The sequence below is a fragment of the Thermophilibacter provencensis genome, assembly GCF_030372065.1.
Lineage (GTDB): Bacteria > Actinomycetota > Coriobacteriia > Coriobacteriales > Atopobiaceae > Thermophilibacter > Thermophilibacter provencensis_A.
In genome coordinates, this window is sequence record NZ_JAUDEA010000019.1 from 1 (window position 1) to 16,243 (window position 16,243).

The following is a 16,243-nucleotide window of genomic DNA, read 5'->3' on the forward strand; positions in this document are numbered from 1 at the left end:
AGCCAGGGTCTGGGCGGAGCTTCGCGCCCCAGACCTGTCCCAAAAACTCTGAGCGAAAAAACACGTCCCCTTTTGACAGATGGGAGACACATGCACGGAATGCACGCACGCCTGCCGAAGAACTTCGTCCTCGAGGAGCGCCTCGAGCGCTACGGACAGGTAATAGAGCTCGACCCGGCACTTTGGCGCGGACGCTGGGGCGAGGCGTGTGCCCCGCTTGGGGCGAGGTCCTTCTCGGAGGTTCGCCTTGACCTTGGCTGCGGCAAGGGCGCCTTTGCCATTGAGGCGGCGCGGCGCGAACCGGACGTTCTCTTCGTTGCCATGGACTCCGAGCCCGTCTGCGTTGCCTACGCAGCGCAGCACGTCTGCGAGAGCGGTCTTCCCAACGTTGTGGTGGTTCCCGGAAACGGCATGCGCGTGCGCGAGTTCTTCTCGCCGGGCGAGCTCTCGCGCATCTACCTGAACTTTCCCACACCGTTCCCGCGCAAGCGCGACGCCGGGAAGCGCATGGCGTGCATGGAGCGCCTGCTCGACTTTCGCGACGTCCTTTCCGCGGGCGCCGAGGTGCGCCTGCGGACGGACAGCCAGCCGCTCTTTGACTTCATGCTCACGCAGGTGCCTCTTGCGGGCTACGACCTGCTCTGGACGAGCCGGGACGCGCGTGCGGACTTTCCTGACGAGCCCTCGAGCGAGTACGAGGAGCGCCTAGGCGCGCAGGGGGCATGCGTCTACGCGCTTGCCGCCACGCCCGGGGAGCTGCCCGAGCACATCGAGCAGACGGCCGAGCTCTCGCTGGCGGAGTATCTCCCGCATGACCTCGCCGAGCTTGAGAGCCTTGGATATGCGCCGCACGGCATGCAGGCGACCGTCGTGAACCTTCGCAACCGAGCGAGCAGGAAGGCGGCACGCGAGGCGACCTCCTGACCGCTCGGGGATTTTGTGGGTCCGCGGCCTCCTTTGGGTAGTAAGGTAGAAGACCGCACTTTCCGCGCCACGTGCGCGCCCACGTTGTGAGAAGAGGCCGCCATGCCCAAAATAACCCCTGGTAACAGGCTGTATCTATACCAACTGCTCTCCCGTGAGCTTGGGATGAGGAAGCAGACCCTGCTGCCGCGCGCAGAGGAGGCCCTTCTTTCCGACGGCCTATGCCCCGAGGACCTGGGCTGCTCGGACATGCGCGAGCTGTGCGAGCAGCTCGGCGAGTTCATCAAGCTCACGGTCTTCAAGAAGGGATACGTCTACGCCACGGTCTTTGAGAACGAGGAGTACGACCGCGCGCTCGCAAAGCTTTCCGATGGGACCGGCGAGAAGGGCTCGGCGAGCGGTAAGCCCTGGAAGCGCAAGCGCGGCGCGAAGGCGCTGAAACCGGTGAAGCCGCGGCATGTGGAGCGCGTGGTTGAGGTGCCGGAGGAGGTTGCGGCGGAGCCGGAGGTCGAGGCTGCGACCGACCTGACAAACGAGCCTGAGGTCGCAGCTGATGTTGAGCCGGAGGTGGAGGTTGCGGCGGAGCCGGAGGTGGAGGCTGCACCGGAGCCCGAGCCCGAGGCTGAGCCGGAACCCGAGATTACGCCCGAGCCGGAACCGGAGCCCGAGCCGGAACCGGAGCCCGCTCCCAAGCCTACGATCTCGCTTACCATCACCTATGTGCCCGAAGCCGACCCTGAGCCGCAGGTCATCCCTGAACAGGCGCACATCGAGCCGGAGCCCGCGCCCGCGGCGGCGCGCATCCAAAGCGACCTCCCGCAGGACTTCCACACGGACGTGCGGTGCTCGAGCGAGCAGCTCAGCATCCTCTACCAGGCGCTTCCGAGCGACGTTGACCCCATGGCAACGCTCGAGGAGGACTTCCGCGTTGCCCGCTCAACGGGCGCGCTCGAGGGAACGCGCAGCAACGTGACGTTTGCTCTGCGCTACCTGCAGCCCGATGGCGTCACGCCCGTTCGCGTCACGCTCCGCAGGTCGGCTCGCGCCGTCGCGGGAAAGCGCTGGGCGCTCACTGAGGTCGATGCCGGCAGCCTCGATGACATTGACCTCGACGGACTGGCGGAGACCAAGCGAGGCGCCTGGCACGCCTTTGCCAGCGAGGGAGACATTACCGATCCCGAGCGGGCCTTTGCCCAGATGGTTGCCATCGGCTCCTGGGACGATGCGCTGCAGCGGCTCGCTCAGCTCGCCGCGCCCGAGAGCTGGGGCGATAACCTCTATATCTTGCGTGACTACCTCACCATGACATTTGCTCGAGTCCGTGCTCAGGGTGCGCTTCTCATCCTCCCAGACGGATCAAGCGCCGAGTTTGACACGAGGCTTCTCACGGCATCGGGCGAGCCCATCTTTGCTCACCTCTCCCCCCTTGCTGGGGACATTCCCTGGCAGCTTGACGACTTCTCAACAACCGGCGCTGCGCAGCCCGCTCGCTACGTTGCCTCACTCGCCGAGATGGCGTTTGACACATCGCTTGCCGCGCCCGCCTTCTGGGGACGCGCATTCGTCGAGCGCAACCCTCGCCTTGCGACCTCGGCCTACGATCCCATCGCCGACAAGGTGGTGCTGCTCGTTCCCGACGAGGGCGACGCGCTCGCGCTCCTACCCACGGCCGACAGCTACGAGGTGGCAGCGCGTCTTGAGCTCCCCGACGCCTACGCCTGCGCGCGCGTCGTGAGCTCCGGGCAACCTGGCTGGCTCTCCGCTGGCGCAGGCGTCTAGCCCTCATAAGGTATTTGGTCCTTCGTGTAGCGTAGCGTCATCTGCCGTCGAAAAACGCTCCTTCGTGTAGCACCATTCTTGGGGGTATCGAAGTAGCCAACTGGGCTTTTCTGCGGTTCTCCCCTGGCGATACTCCGCTGTCACAGCGCTGGGGCCGTTTTTTGCGCTACACGAAGGAGCTTTTTTCTTCAAAGAGCGGGCTCACGCTACACGAAAGGCCTTTTATCGAGCGGAGAACTGTATCCGGCACGTCTCATGTTCCCAACGAGCACCGCCCTCGTGCTACGCTCGTTGCGGCAAAAGACGCGACGCTTGGAGGCACGCATGGCCAAGATCGAGATGAAGACCCCGCTCGTCGAGATGGACGGCGACGAGATGACCCGCATCATCTGGCAGATCATCAAAGACGAGCTCATCTGCCCCTACGTTGACCTCAAGACCGAGTACTACGACCTCGGCCTTGAGTATCGCGACAAGACCAACGACCAGGTCACCATTGACTCCGCCGAGGCCACCAAGCGCTTGGGCGTGGCCGTCAAGTGTGCCACTATCACCCCCAACGCCGCGCGCGTTGAGGAGTACGGCCTCAAGCAGATGTGGAAGAGCCCCAACGGCACGATCCGCGCGCTGCTCGACGGCACGGTCTTCCGCGCGCCCATCGTAGTCAAGGGCATCGACCCGGTGGTGAGCTGCTGGAAGAAGCCCATCACCATCGCGCGTCACGCCTACGGCGACGTCTACAAGAACGCCGAGATGCGCATCGACGGCCCCGGCAAGGTGGAGCTCGTCTACACCGCCGCGGACGGCACCGAGCGCCGCGAGCTCGTCCACGTCTTCGACGGCCCGGGCGTGGTCCAGGGCCAGCACAACCTCGACGCCTCCATCGAGAGCTTTGCCCGCAGCTGTTTTGAGTACGCGCTCTCCACGGGCCAGGACCTCTGGTTTGCCACCAAGGACACGATCTCCAAGACCTACGACCACCGCTTCAAGGACGTCTTCGCGGACATCTACGAGGCGGAGTACCGCGAGCGCTTTGAGGCGGCCGGCATCGAGTACTTCTACACGCTGATCGACGACGCCGTGGCCCGCGTGGTCAAGTCCGAGGGCGGCTTCATCTGGGCCTGCAAGAACTACGACGGCGACGTCATGAGCGACATGCTGTCCTCGGCCTTTGGCAGCCTTGCGATGATGACCTCGGTGCTCGTGAGCCCGCACGGCTACTTTGAGTACGAGGCCGCGCACGGCACCGTGCAGCGTCACTACTACAAGCACCTGCGCGGGGAGGCAACGTCCACCAACTCCGTGGCCACGATCTTTGCCTGGACGGGGGCTCTTCGCAAGCGCGGTGAGCTGGATGAGCTGCCCGAGCTCGTGGACTTTGCCAACCGCCTGGAGGCCGCCACGATCCACACGATCGAGTCCGGCCGCATGACGGGCGACCTCGCGCGCATTACGTCGCTGGAGAACCCCGAGACGCTCGGCACCCGCGAGTTCATCCTCGCCATCCGCGAGACGCTGGACGCCGAGGCCGCAGCATAAGTGTGACAAAGGTGACAGGGTAAACTGTCATGACCCCGTCGCCCCTGTCACCACCCTTGCAACGCGCGCCACTCGTCCTCGAGAAGGGCCATCAGGACGTCGTCGCAGTAGCCGTCTCCCAGCCAGATGGCATCACGCAGAACCCCCTCGACGCGAAAGCCGGCCTTCTCGTAGACGTGTTGCGCCCGAGGGTTTATCGAAAACACGTCGAGCTCAAGGCGGTGCAGGCCGAGCTCGCCGAAGGCAAAGTCGCGTGTGGTCTCCACAGCCCACGTCCCCAGACCGTGCCCGCGCGCCACCGCACCGAAAAGCGCAATGCGGTAGTTTGCGCTGCGGGCGTCCCAATCGGTCTCGTTGATGACGCTCTCCCCTACCACGCGACCTTCGGGACCAATCAGCAGCAGGTCATAGCGGTTGGGATTGTCCACACAACGCAGAAAGAAGTCAACGACCTCGGCCCGCTCGTAGTGATCCTTGCTCCCCGTGAGCCGCGCGCCCTCAGGGTCAAACTCGCAAAAGCCCGCCCAATACGCGTCCACGTCCTCCGCGCACGCCTGCCTAAGCACGTATCCGTCCGCGCGCCTCCAGCATGGACTCAGCTTTCCCATAGACCCTCCTAGATGTTGCCGACCACGGTGTCCTTCACGATTGCCGCGCACTCGCGGAGCAGTGCGTGCGGCAGATAGAGCGGATTCGAGGGTGCTGCCAGGCCATGCGCACCAGCAAGGCCGTTCTTCTCGGCAATGCGGAGGGCTCGATAGAGGTGGAAGTCGTTGGTGACCACACCCACGGAGGCACTGTCAGGAAGAAGCTCGCGCGAGTAGAGAATGTTCTCCGCCGTGGTGGTGGAGCGGCTCTCAAGTGTGATGCGGCTCTCGGAAACGCCCTGCTGGACGAGGTAGTCGTGCATCGCGACAGACTCCGTGCGGGTCTCACCGAGGCCCTGGCCACCGGAGACGATGCAGCGCGTTTCCGGGTTGGCATCAAGGTAGTCGCGAGCGGCGTCGAGGCGCAGGCGCAGCGACTCGCTCGGCGTGCCATCTGGTCGTAGCCCCGCACCAAGAACGATGAGGTAGTCGAGTCCCGCAGGAGGCGTCGCGGAGGCCGTGCTCCATACCATGCCGCCAAGGACGCCGGCAACGACAACCGCGGCCGTGCAGATGCCAACCACGACGCGACGGATCTTCTCGACGCGCCCCGCTGCGATGAGCGTCGCGCCGAGCGCGATCCACACGAGGAAGAACCCGCCCGCGGGATAGAGGAAGGCCATGAGGATGCCGTAAGCGGCAGAAAGAGCACCGAGAACAACGAGCACCGTGGCCATAGATACCTCCTCAAAGCAATGGTTGGCGACGGGTTAGTCGCGGCCGTTCCAGCAGTAGGTGCAGACCTTCTTGCGGTCGATGCCAATGGCCTCGAGCATGCCGTCGAGGCTCTGGAACTCCAGGGAGTCGAAGCCCATCTCCTCGCAGATGGAGCGCAGCAGGCAGCGGCCGCGCTCGGTGCGCCCGTCGGAGTACTCGTCGAGGTGCTTCTCGCCCTCGTCACCCTCAAGCTCGCGGACCTTGCGACGGGCGATGAGCTCGTACTCGGAGCGGCTGCGGGAGAACGAGAGGAACTTGCAGCCGTACATGATGGGCGGGCAGGCGGAGCGCATATGCACCTCGGCGGCACCGGTGTCGCGCAGGAAGTCGATCGTCTCGCGCATCTGGGTGCCGCGGACGATGGAGTCGTCCACGAGCAGCAGGCGCTTGTCGCGGATGAGCTCGGGCACCGGAATCTGCTTCATCTTGGCAACGCGGTTGCGCACCTCCTGGTTGGCCGGCATGAACGAGCGCGGCCAGGTGGGGGTGTACTTCACAAACGGACGGGCGAGCGGCACGCCGGACTCCGTCGCATAGCCAATGCCATGAGGCAGACCCGAGTCGGGCATGCCGGCCACGTAGTCGACCTCGGGGAGAAGTCCCTGCTCGCGCTCGTCGCGCGCCATGATGGCGCCGTTGCGGTAGCGCATGACCTCAACGTTGACGCCCTCGTAGTTGGAGTTGGGATAGCCGTAGTATACCCAGAGGAACGCACAGATGCGCATCTCGTCGCGCGCCGGGGAGAGGGTCTCGTAGCCATCCGCGGTGATACGCACGATCTCTGCGGAGCCCAACTCGTACTCGTCGGCATAGCCGAGCTTGCCGTAGGCAAAGGACTCAAAGGTCACGCAGTAGCCGTCGTCGTCCTTGCCAATGAGGACGGGCAGGCGGCCCATCTTGTCACGCGCGGCGATAAGCGTGCCGTCCTCCGTCATGATGAGCAGCGTGAGCGAGCCCTCAATCTGGTCCTGGGCGTAGCGAATACCCTCGACGATGCTGGCCTGGGAGTTGATGAGCGCGGCAACAAGCTCGTTGACGTTGACGGCACCGGAGCCCATGGCGCCAAACTGGTGGCCCGCATTCTCAAAGCGCTCCACGAGCGCATCCTGGTTGACGACGGCGCCCACCGTGGAGATGGCATAGACGCCCAGGTGGGAGCGGACGAGCAGCGGCTGCGGGTCGTTGTCCGAAATGCAGCCCATGCCGCAGGTGCCCGTGAGGCCGGGCAGGTCGTGCTCGAACTTGGTGCGGAACGGGGTGTTCTCAATAGAGTGGATCTGGCGGTTGAAGCCGCCGCCCTCGCGGCAGGTGACCATGCCCGCGCGACGAGTTCCGAGGTGAGAGTGGTAGTCGACGCCAAAGAACACGTCCAGAGCAACGTCACGATGAGAAACAGCGCCGAAGAACGCTCCCATGATACCTCCGTCTACGAGCGGGTTTGCCGGGTGGCGGGACCATATGAGTATAGCTGCACGCCCTTCTCGGCAGGGTCCTGAAAGAGGACTGTCGCATTTTGACACATTGTGCAACATGATGCCGGAGTTGGGGCGGCTCCTCTCGAGGGTATGTATGCCGTCAAGAAACCGATGCGGTTCAAGCGACGCCATGAGCTAGGGCTTTGCACATCCGCATCCCCTGAGCATCCTCTGAAAAACTTTTAATTGTGTACCTACCCTCGCCACAGCGTCGTCGTGCGATATGCTGTTGCAAGCAGAACCCCAAACAGAGGAGGCGCCATGTCGCGCGAGAAGTACGTGCTGGTTGGACAGTCGGGCGGGCCCACGGCCGCCATCAACTCGAGCCTTGCCGGCGTCATTGCCGCGGGCATTCTGGAGGGCGCTCGCGTGGAGGGCATGCGCTACGGCATCCAGGGCTTTCTCGACGGCAACTCCGTCCGCCTAGATGAGGCCTTTGTGAGCAGGGTCGACCTCGAGCTGCTGAGAAACACCCCCGCGAGCTGGCTGGGGAGCTGCCGCTTCAAGCTGCCCGACCCCTCCCAGGACGATGCCGTCTACCAGCGCCTCTTTGAGCGCTTTGACGAGGTTGGCGCCACGGCCGTCCTCTACATCGGCGGCAATGACTCCATGGACACCATCGCCAAGCTCGGCGCATACGGCAGCGCGCACGGAAGCGACATCCGCTTCATCGGCGTACCCAAGACCATTGACAACGACCTCGTTGGCACCGACCACACGCCCGGATACGGCAGCGCCGCGCGCTTTGTTGCCACGGCCATGAACGAGATCGCCTATGACGCCGACGTTTACAACCTAAAGAGCGTCACCTTTGTTGAGATCATGGGACGCGACGCCGGCTGGCTCGCCGCTTCGAGCGCGCTCTCCTTCGTGGAGCCGGACGTGGTGCTCCTCCCCGAGGTTCCACTTGACGAGGAGGCGCTCCTGGAGCGCATCTCCACGACCCTTGGCGAGAAGAACACCGTGATGGTGGGCGTGAGCGAGGGCGTTCGCGCAGCCGACGGCAGCCTCATCTGCGAGCGCGCCACTTCGGGCGCCGGCGTCGACGAGTTTGGCCACCTGGCCATGCTCTCCGGCGCGAGCCGCTATCTTGCCGCCCTCACGAAGCAGCGTCTTGGCTGCAAGGCGCGCGCCGTTGAGCTCTCAACGCTCCAGCGCTGCGCGAGCTACGTGGCGAGCAGGACCGACCTCAACGAGGCGTATGACGTGGGGCACGCCGCCGTGGAGGCCGCCTTTGCGGGCGAGACCACCAAGATGTGCGCAATCGAGCGCGTCTCGGACAAGCCCTATGAGTCCCGCACGAAGCTGGTGGACGTGCTCTCCGTTGCCAACCAGGTGAGAAACGTCCCGCGCGAGTGGATTGCCGCTGACGGCATGGGCGTGACGCCCGAGCTGATCGCATACATGAAGCCGCTCGTCGGGGAGCTTCCCGCCCAGCTCGCCACGCTGGACTAACGGCGACGGGGGCAGGTGATGACAAAGGTGACAGGGTGAGTTGTCATGAAATACGTTTCATGACAACTCACCCTGTCACCTTTGTCATCACTTCTGCAGGTGCATGCAGGTCTGCGTTGCGCGGGCCACGGGCGTGCCCAGCTCGTCGGTCACGTAGCAGGTGTAGAAGGCGAGCGTGCGCCCGTTCTTGTCCACTTCCGCCGTGGCGATGAGCTTCTCGCCGCGCGCCGCGCTCATGAACTCGATGTTGCTGCTCACAGACACCGTCACGGACTCACCCACGTTGGAGGCCACGGCAAACGCGAGGTCTGCCACCGTGAAGATGGCACCTCCCATCACCCCGCCCTTCTCGTTGCGATGCCCAGGTGTGATGTCAAACTCGGTGACCGCGTGGCCACGCGCGGCTTCCACCACCCGGCACCCGCAGGCGTCGGTGGCAAAGTGGTCGTTCTTAAAGACCGCCTGGACCTCCTCGAGTGAGGCGTTCTCATCTATCAGAGCCATTCGCTCTCCTTTACAACAATGCCGAGAAGGGCCGCGAGCTGCGCCGCCTGCCCCTCGCTTACGATGGCACCCCGCAGCTCGTAAAGGTCGCTCGACACTCGGATGCCCGAAATCTCGCAGGTTGAAAGGTCAATCCCGGAGAGGCTCGCGCGAAAGACCGTGGCGCGCGTAAGATCGCAGCGGTCTAGGGTCACGTGGCGCAGCCGCGTGGCGTAGACATTTGCCTCCATGAGACTGGTCTCGCTCGCCGTAAGGTGCTCGACCGTAGCCTCAGAGAAGTCGCTATACGAAAGCTGGCTGTCCACCATGGTCACGCCCGTGAGCCTGCCCTTGAGAAAGGTGATTCCCGGAGCGGAGCACGAGCGGAAGTCGCAGCGGTTGAGCCAGCTGCGCCCCATGTTGCAACCCGTAAAGCGACAGCTTGAGAAGAGCACGTCGGTGAAGGTGCAGTTGGAGAGGTCAACGCCATCAAAGGAGCATCCGCGAAAGACCACGTCCTCAAAGACGGTGCCGTTGGCGCAGGCCCCCTCAAGCTCAAGGCCCGAGAAGGCCGTGTTCTGCACGTGGGCATCCGGCTCCGCAAGCGTGGCGAGAAGCTCGTCGGTCCCCATATGACAGCCAAGGTCGTCGCGCACCTGGGACGCACGCCTTATCCCCTGCGAGCGCAACCTAGGACACCTTCACGATCTTGGTGCCGTGGACCTCCGCGACACCCAGCGCAGCAGCTACGTCCTCCGCGTTCTCCCAGGTGATGCCGCCTCCCGGCAGGATGATGATGCGTCCCGCCGCGCGCTCGATGTAGGCTCGCAGACGGTCGAGGTTGTCCGCTATGGGCGTGCCCGCCGCGCCGCCGTGCGTGAGGATGCGCTCAACGCCCTGCTCGGCAAGCCAGTCGATGGCAGGGAGCTGGTCCTCTGGCGCGAGCGTGTCAAAGGCCATGTGGAAGGTCACGGCCACGCGACCGGGAGCCTCGGGAGTGTCCTCATGAGCAAGGCGGATGAGCTCGGAGGTGAGCTCAGTGTCAAGGCGGCCATCGCGCAGACAGCCAAAGACCACGCCGGTGACGCCCAGGCTCTTGGCCATGATGAGGTCGTCACGCATCATGGCCGCCTCGGCGGGCGTGTGCTCAAAGCTGCCGCCGCGCGGGCGGACCATGCACATCACGTCCGTGCCCGTCTCGCGCGCGTGCGCCACGGCGGCGCGAATGACCCCGTAGCTGGGCGTGGTGCCGCCCACGGCCAGGTTGTCGCAGAGCTCGATTCGCGCGGCGCCTGCGGCAACGGCGGCAGGCGCGAACTCCATGTTCTCGGCGCAGAACTCACGTGTTAGCATAGCGCAGCCTCCCACTCCGTCTCGCGGAATCCCACGAGCACGAAGTCCTCCCCCACTACGATGGGGCGCTTGACCAGCATGCCATCCTCGGCGAGAAGGGCAAAGGCCTCAGCATCGGACATGCCCGCGTCGAGAAGCGCCTTCACGTTGCGCTCGCGGTAGAGCCGGCCGCTCGTGTTGAAGAAGCGGCGAACGGGCAGCCCCGAACGCGCCTGCCAGGTTGCGAGCTCGTCTGCCGTGGGGTTGTCCTCCACGATGTGGCGGTCCGCGTACGCAACGCCGTGCTCATCCAGCCACGCCTTCGCGCGCTTGCAGGTACTGCACTTTGGATACTCAACAAACAGCACGTCAGACATGGGATTTCCTTTCGTACGGGGCTTGAGGTGAGTTTAGCACGGGCACACGGCCCGGATTGATTGCGACAATCCATATACTATGATCAGAGAGGAGCGCCATGTCAGGTCAGTTCGTATACGAATGCCCCGTCCTTCTCCCCACGCTCAAACGTGCCGAGAAACTCGTGCCCCATGAGTTCATTCCATGTTATGACTGGTTTATCAGCAACGTTGGCATGACCTCATCTGCGCTCCCACACAGGATGAAGCCTCGACCCAACACGCCCACATCCCTGAGCAGGGATTCCGGCATCCACTCTCCCTCTCCCGATCGAATCAGATACGTTAATGGCCGCAGATACGCACTTTCTGTCCACACAAGAAAAAGGAATACGCAGGTATAGCGACAGGGAGCCCATTTGGCTTGAAGACGGAACATGGATCTTCGATTATGCCGCCTACGACGGTGAAGACCGTGGTCAATGCTATAACTCCTCACTGATCAACTGCCTCGTTGACGGAATACCCGTCGGCGTTATTAACGTAGATAGGAACGGTAGGGACTACCGTGTTTTGGGGCTTGCATTCGTAGAGCGATTCAACAGCGCCACACGCATGTTCACGCTTCATGGCCCTGTCACGAGAGACAATGAGGCTCAAGGGCTTTTTGCAGCTCCTGGTCTTGACGAGCTGTCGGAAGACGAGCGAAGAATAGTCATTGACTACGATGGCTTGGATGACCGCCGCATTGTTGAGGTCAGGCAAATTAGAAGAGAACAACAGGGACGTTTTCGCAGCGAACTCCTAAATGCCTACAACGGTACGTGTGCCATTACCGGCACAGACGTCCCCGAGGTATTGCAAGCCGCACATATCAACCCATACCGAGGAAAGAAATCCCAAATCGTCAACAACGGAATCCTGCTTAGGGCAGACCTTCACTTACTCTTTGACGCCTTTCTCGTATCGATTGAGCCTGACACCCTCTCCGTCAGTCTGAGCGATCGCCTCTCCAATACGATATATCATCAATATATAAATCGTCGTCTTGCAATTCCGACACAATCGGCACTAGCTCCGAGCAGGGAGCTTCTTGCCGTACATTACCGACAGTTCAAACGAGAAAATCGTATTCTTGCCAGCTAGCTAGTCATCCCAAGCGTTATAGCAGGCCTCCAGTTCGTTGGCACACTCCTCGACCAATCGACGGAAGGTCTGGGTCTCATGGACCATGCCCCCGTCGAACTCCTTGCTATCGACAAGCGATCTGCACCAACTCGAGAACTCCGACCGAAGAGACAAGGGAACTCTTAACAGCGCACGACCCCTCGCTTTGCCGTCGATTGAGGATAAGATGCGTGCGAGTGCCTCCTGCCAATATGAGCCCATGGACTCCAGCTCGCTGTAATCATCCATCTGGATGGGCCAGAGTTGTTGATCGGTCTCTCCGGCAAATACGTGCCAACACCCACGGATTGGGTCAAATCGAAAGACATCGATAACAAACTCTTCAACGCTTGAATAATCCGTGAACAGGCCACCGTATTTCTCATACCACTGATTGCCAACCTCTGCAAATGCCTGAATGCTTCCGTCCATGGGCACGCAGCCATCAACCAAGTCCTCGTCGTCAACGTTCATCCATCCCTCGATCACCCTCACGAGCTGGATTGGACTTGTGCAACGCTGCGGGCAGATAACCCACGTTCCTTCGGTTCTGCTATACATATCGTCCCCCATTCTCCTAGCCAGCCTCTGGATTAAGTTTGAAGCGATCGCCGAGAAGGGCGGGGCGTCGAAGCGAGATCCGATCAATCAACACGATCGACAGGCCTAACGTTTCTGAGACAGCACGACAGCATCATGGCCATGCCGAGGAATCGAAGGGATTGTACCAAGATGGAAGGAGATACGCCGAGGAATGCTGCGATGTGTACCGCAGCCACAACGGGAGTGCCGAGAAAGGCCATGCTCTGTACCGATGTTCGCCGAGAAAAGCGGAGCAGTGTATCACCTGATGCCGAGCAAGGCATCCCCGGTGCCTGTGTTTGAGGTCGTTGGTGGTACAGGCGTGCGACTTTCCCGGCGGCGCGGCTACGAACTTGGTACAGAGCCTCGCTTTTCTCGGCATGCTGGCGCTGAACGTGGTACAGCGGGAAGGGTTTCTCGGCATGATGCCCGCACGGGTGGTACAGGCGACGGGGTTTCTCGGCATGTCGCCACCGCGCGTAGCACAGAACACAGCTTTTCTCGGCAGCCCGCCATGCCTGCGGTACAGGGCCAGCGATTCCCCGGCGCGCTCACGCCCCACCCTGCGCGCTATACTTTCAGCAACCAACCAGGGAGGGTCAAACATGGGCAGCAGCGTGAAGAACGTCATCTTTGACATGGGAAACGTGCTCATGACCTTTGACGGCCCGTACTTCTCGAGCCTCTTCACGGACACGCCCGAGGACGCCGCGCTGCTGCAGGACGCGCTCTTTGGCTCCACGATGTGGTCGCTCCTAGACTCCGGGACCATCAGCCATGAAACCATGACGCGCTACGCGGAGCACCACCTGCCGGAGCGTCTGCATCCCAACCTGCACGCGTGCATCGCGCGCTGGCCCGACTACTCCGTGCCCATCGAGGAGGTCAACGACCTCGCCATCCGACTTAAAGGCGAGGGCTACGGCATCTACGTGCTCACCAACGCCAACACGCGCGTCATGGAGCAGCTCGGCCACGCGCCCGCGCTGCCCTATGTCGACGGCTACCTGGTCTCGGCCGATGAGCGCCTCATGAAGCCGGACCCTGCGATCTTCCGCCTCATCTGCGAGCGCTTTGACCTCAACCCCGCCGACTGCCTCTTTGTGGACGACAACGAGGACAACTGCATCGGAGCACGCGTTGCCGGCATGCACGCGTACCACTTCACGGGCAACGTTGAGGAGCTCGAGGCCAACGTGCGGCTGCTGAGCTAGGCCCCGGCTATAAACGCTGCCACAATCCACACCACAAAGAGCGCGAGCATGACGAGAAGCCCCGCGCGCGTCTCCTGGCGCACGGTGAATCGGGTGAGCGCGGGAATCTCCCGCCGCAGCCACCGGCGATCGAGCAGCAGGTAGCACCCAATCAGGAAGCACGGGACAAGAAAGACGAAGTAGGACACCACGAGGTACCACAGCGGCTGGGCCGCGTTCTCTGGCGTGGGATCAACGACCGCCATCACGCAGCCCACCACAAGCACAAAGGTAAGGCCCACCACCACGAGGTTCCAGATCGCGCCCGCCCAGCGGGGAACGCGCGAGAGCAACGTCCCCGGTCTGGGTGCCCGGCGCTCAAACGTAGGCGGCTCCTGGGGGCAGACGCTCTTCTCGCCCGCCTTGTCCAGCGCGGCAAGAAGGGCGTCGCGCAGCTCGCGAACAGACGAGAAGCGCGCGGCGGGGTCGAGCTGCGTCGCGCGGACGACTACCTCCCGCAGGGCTTCGGAGACGCCCGCGCCCACAAAGCCGCCCTCCCGGTCCGCCGCCGTTGGCTCGCGCCCCGTCAGGCAGAAGAAGAGCAGCATGCCCAGGGCGTAGACATCGCTTGCCACGCCCGTCTGGCCAAAGCCGAACTGCTCCGGCGGCGCGTAGACGCGGGTGCCGAAGTGCGTGGTATCCTGCTCGGCACCCTCTTTCCAGACGCGAGCAATCCCCAGGTCAATGAGGGTGATACCACCCGCAGAGACCATGACGTTGCTCGGCTTGAGGTCGCGGTGTATGACAGGCGGGTCGAGAAGCTCGTGGAGCTCGCTCACCGCGTCGCAGAGGTCGGGAAAGACCTGGCGCACAAGGCCGAGGTGGTCGGTCGCAGCCGCCGTGACGTCCGCGAGCGTCTTGCCGGCGACGTGCTCCATGACCACGACGAGCCGCTCGTCCTGACGGTGGCACTCGACGATGCGGGGCAGGTGCGGAAGACGCACGCCGTCACGCTGGGCGGCATAGATTCGCTCGTACGCGCCACCGAGCCCGGGGGCAAGGTACTTGCGCACGAAGGGGCCGAGCTCGGCGCCGTTCTCGCCCACGAAGAAGACGCGCTGTGTGGTCTCGAGACGGCTCTCCTTGTACACCACGTCCACGCGGTAGCAGGAGTCGCGCTCGAGCGAGGCGAGGTATGTGGCGAGCTCATCGGTTTCCATGGGGCCATTTTATCGTCAGGGCGGCGGGGGGCTATGACAGGGGCGACGGGGTTGACAAAGGTGACAGGGTAAGTTGTCATCATATAACCCATGATGACAACTTACCCTGTCACCTTTGTCAACCCCGTCGCCCCTGTCACCACCCCTGTCACAAACCTACTGGCGCTTCCTAGCAGATGGTCTTCTCGCCAAAGCGGTAGAGCTCCTCGTTGACCTTCTGGAGCGAGCAGCCGCGGTCGATGCAGAAGATGATGATCGCGTCGCGCCGGTCCTTGCAGTAGAGCTCGCTCACGCCAGCCGCCGTGAGGGCGCGGTTGGTCTCGCGCAGCGTGAGCGCCATGGCAAAGGCAATCTGCAGCACCTTGTCGCGGCTGGGATGACGCGTGCCCTGGAAGATCTGGTAGCCAAAGGTGTCGTTGAGGTTTGCCATGCGCACCACGCGCGAGCGCTCGAGGCCCTTCTCGGCAAGCAGCTGCTGGAGGTACTCGGAGAGCGTGAGCGCGCGGGGCTCGTGCTCCTCGAGGTAGGCGTCGATGCTCGACGTGGAGAGAAGCTCGTCGAGCAGCTCTTCTGTCAGCGGTTCGCTCATGGCCCTACCCTACTCGATGACCCAGCTCGCGGTGGGCTCGCTCTCCACGATGGAGCCGAAGTACAGCGCCTTTGTCGTGCCGCCCTCAAAGTAGAGGGTGCCGGACTTGGTCCCGCCGGCAGCGAGCGTGCCCGAGCCAAGGTCGTCAGTGGCCTCGCTGTAGTACGTGGAGTACTCCTGGGCGCCATCGGCATCCTGGCCCTTCCAGTCGTACGTATTGTAGCTTGCGGTCTCCTCGCCGTTGTTGGCGTAGGTCACGTGGACCCCCACGACTGCGGAGCCATCGTAGTTGGTCAGGCCTGTCTCCACGGAGTCCACGGTGACGGAGAGCCCGTTCTCAAGGTCAACGGTGCTGCCAACGGCAAGGTCCGTCGAGCTGGCCTGCTCGGAAGCCTCATCTGCGGGAGCGTCCTTCTCGGCGTCATTGGTATCCGCGTCCGTGTCGGCATCGTCCTGGGTGGTCACGCCCGCAACGCCCGGCCCGCTTGTCGCCTCGTCGATGGCGGCGCTCATCGCGCTCTGCGTGCCGAGGACGATCGCGATGGCAACAACGTTGACGATGAGCGCGGCAATGGCCAGCCCCTTGCCCGCCTTCTTGCCGCGCAGGGTGCCAACAACGCCCACAATGGCAAGGACCGCGCCCACCAGCGCCAGGACAAAGGAGAAGTTGTTGATGATGGGCATCCAGGAAGAGACTGCCGCAAGAATGCCCAGCACCAGTCCCGCTATCGCCGTGCCAGAGGTTGCCAAGCCCGTTTTCTGCTCGCTCATGTGCGTGCCTTTCT

17 protein-coding genes are annotated in these 16,243 nt (G+C 63.1%); 6 read left to right on the forward strand and 11 right to left on the reverse strand.

Features of this window, described 5'->3' with window-relative positions:
- Positions 1–90 precede the first annotated feature (90 nt).
- The 3 genes from trmB to QUW25_RS09125 all read left to right on the forward strand — a co-directional run bounded on the left by trmB (position 91) and on the right by QUW25_RS09125 (position 4,242).
- Complete coding sequence (gene trmB / locus QUW25_RS09115) at positions 91–924, forward strand: tRNA (guanine(46)-N(7))-methyltransferase TrmB (protein ID WP_289511900.1); 834 nt, start codon at positions 91–93, stop codon at positions 922–924.
- Between the two features lie 165 nt (positions 925–1,089).
- On the forward strand, positions 1,090–2,703 hold the full coding sequence (locus tag QUW25_RS09120; protein ID WP_289511901.1) for a DUF3825 domain-containing protein: 1,614 nt from the start codon (positions 1,090–1,092) through the stop codon (positions 2,701–2,703).
- A gap of 324 nt (positions 2,704–3,027) precedes the next feature.
- Positions 3,028–4,242: an NADP-dependent isocitrate dehydrogenase gene (locus QUW25_RS09125; protein ID WP_289511902.1), complete on the forward strand. Its 1,215-nt coding sequence runs from the start codon at positions 3,028–3,030 to the stop codon at positions 4,240–4,242.
- Positions 4,243–4,289: 47 nt separating this feature from the next.
- Here the strand turns inward: QUW25_RS09125 and QUW25_RS09130 are convergent, their stop codons facing one another.
- Genes QUW25_RS09130 through QUW25_RS09140 form a run of 3 tightly spaced genes read right to left on the reverse strand, consistent with a single transcriptional unit; the run spans position 4,290 to position 7,021 of the window.
- Complete coding sequence (locus QUW25_RS09130) at positions 4,290–4,850, reverse strand: GNAT family N-acetyltransferase (RefSeq protein ID WP_289511903.1); 561 nt, start codon at positions 4,848–4,850, stop codon at positions 4,290–4,292.
- A gap of 8 nt (positions 4,851–4,858) precedes the next feature.
- A complete protein-coding gene (locus QUW25_RS09135) occupies positions 4,859–5,566 on the reverse strand; it encodes a YdcF family protein (protein WP_289511904.1) in 708 nt (235 codons plus the stop codon).
- 33 nt (positions 5,567–5,599) lie between these two features.
- A complete protein-coding gene (locus QUW25_RS09140) occupies positions 5,600–7,021 on the reverse strand; it encodes an amidophosphoribosyltransferase (protein WP_289511905.1) in 1,422 nt (473 codons plus the stop codon).
- Positions 7,022–7,342: 321 nt separating this feature from the next.
- Between QUW25_RS09140 and QUW25_RS09145 the strand changes: the two genes are divergently transcribed.
- Positions 7,343–8,536 (forward strand): diphosphate--fructose-6-phosphate 1-phosphotransferase, encoded by a 1,194-nt coding sequence (locus QUW25_RS09145; protein ID WP_289511906.1) that lies wholly within the window; start codon positions 7,343–7,345, stop codon positions 8,534–8,536.
- Between the two features lie 87 nt (positions 8,537–8,623).
- On the opposite strand, the gene QUW25_RS09150 is transcribed toward QUW25_RS09145, so the two are convergent.
- From QUW25_RS09150 to QUW25_RS09165, 4 genes are read right to left on the reverse strand one after another with little or no spacing between them, the layout of a single operon-like run.
- Positions 8,624–9,040, reverse strand: a complete 417-nt coding sequence (locus QUW25_RS09150) for a PaaI family thioesterase (RefSeq protein ID WP_289511907.1) — start codon at positions 9,038–9,040, stop codon at positions 8,624–8,626.
- Positions 9,031–9,675, reverse strand: a complete 645-nt coding sequence (locus QUW25_RS09155) for a pentapeptide repeat-containing protein (RefSeq protein ID WP_289511908.1) — start codon at positions 9,673–9,675, stop codon at positions 9,031–9,033. The genes QUW25_RS09150 and QUW25_RS09155 overlap by 10 nt, the downstream gene beginning before the upstream one ends.
- A 34-nt stretch (positions 9,676–9,709) precedes the next feature.
- Positions 9,710–10,372, reverse strand: coding sequence for a copper homeostasis protein CutC (locus tag QUW25_RS09160; protein ID WP_289511909.1), 663 nt, complete (start codon positions 10,370–10,372; stop codon positions 9,710–9,712).
- Entirely contained in the window at positions 10,366–10,728 is a 363-nt protein-coding gene (locus QUW25_RS09165; protein WP_289511910.1) for an arsenate reductase family protein, read from the reverse strand. Before QUW25_RS09165 ends, QUW25_RS09160 begins: the two co-directional genes overlap by 7 nt.
- Positions 10,729–11,055: 327 nt before the next feature.
- Between QUW25_RS09165 and QUW25_RS09170 the strand changes: the two genes are divergently transcribed.
- Positions 11,056–11,853, forward strand: coding sequence for an HNH endonuclease (locus QUW25_RS09170; protein WP_289511911.1), 798 nt, complete (start codon positions 11,056–11,058; stop codon positions 11,851–11,853).
- On the opposite strand, the gene QUW25_RS09175 is transcribed toward QUW25_RS09170, so the two are convergent.
- A complete protein-coding gene (locus tag QUW25_RS09175; protein ID WP_289511912.1) occupies positions 11,854–12,435 on the reverse strand; it encodes a hypothetical protein in 582 nt (193 codons plus the stop codon). It lies immediately after the preceding gene.
- 626 nt (positions 12,436–13,061) lie between these two features.
- On the opposite strand from QUW25_RS09175, the gene QUW25_RS09180 reads away from it, so the two are divergent.
- Entirely contained in the window at positions 13,062–13,670 is a 609-nt protein-coding gene (locus QUW25_RS09180) for an HAD family hydrolase (protein WP_289511913.1), read from the forward strand.
- Here QUW25_RS09180 and QUW25_RS09185 read toward each other — a convergent pair.
- The 3 genes from QUW25_RS09185 to QUW25_RS09195 all read right to left on the reverse strand — a co-directional run bounded on the left by QUW25_RS09185 (position 13,667) and on the right by QUW25_RS09195 (position 16,229).
- The gene (locus QUW25_RS09185) at positions 13,667–14,869 is read right to left on the reverse strand and encodes a serine/threonine protein kinase (RefSeq protein ID WP_289511914.1); all 1,203 of its coding nucleotides are present in this window, start codon (positions 14,867–14,869) and stop codon (positions 13,667–13,669) included. The genes QUW25_RS09180 and QUW25_RS09185 overlap by 4 nt on opposite strands.
- A gap of 169 nt (positions 14,870–15,038) precedes the next feature.
- Positions 15,039–15,458: an XRE family transcriptional regulator gene (locus tag QUW25_RS09190; protein ID WP_289511915.1), complete on the reverse strand. Its 420-nt coding sequence runs from the start codon at positions 15,456–15,458 to the stop codon at positions 15,039–15,041.
- A gap of 9 nt (positions 15,459–15,467) precedes the next feature.
- Positions 15,468–16,229, reverse strand: a complete 762-nt coding sequence (locus tag QUW25_RS09195) for a DUF4190 domain-containing protein (RefSeq protein ID WP_289511916.1) — start codon at positions 16,227–16,229, stop codon at positions 15,468–15,470.
- Positions 16,230–16,243 lie beyond the last annotated feature (14 nt).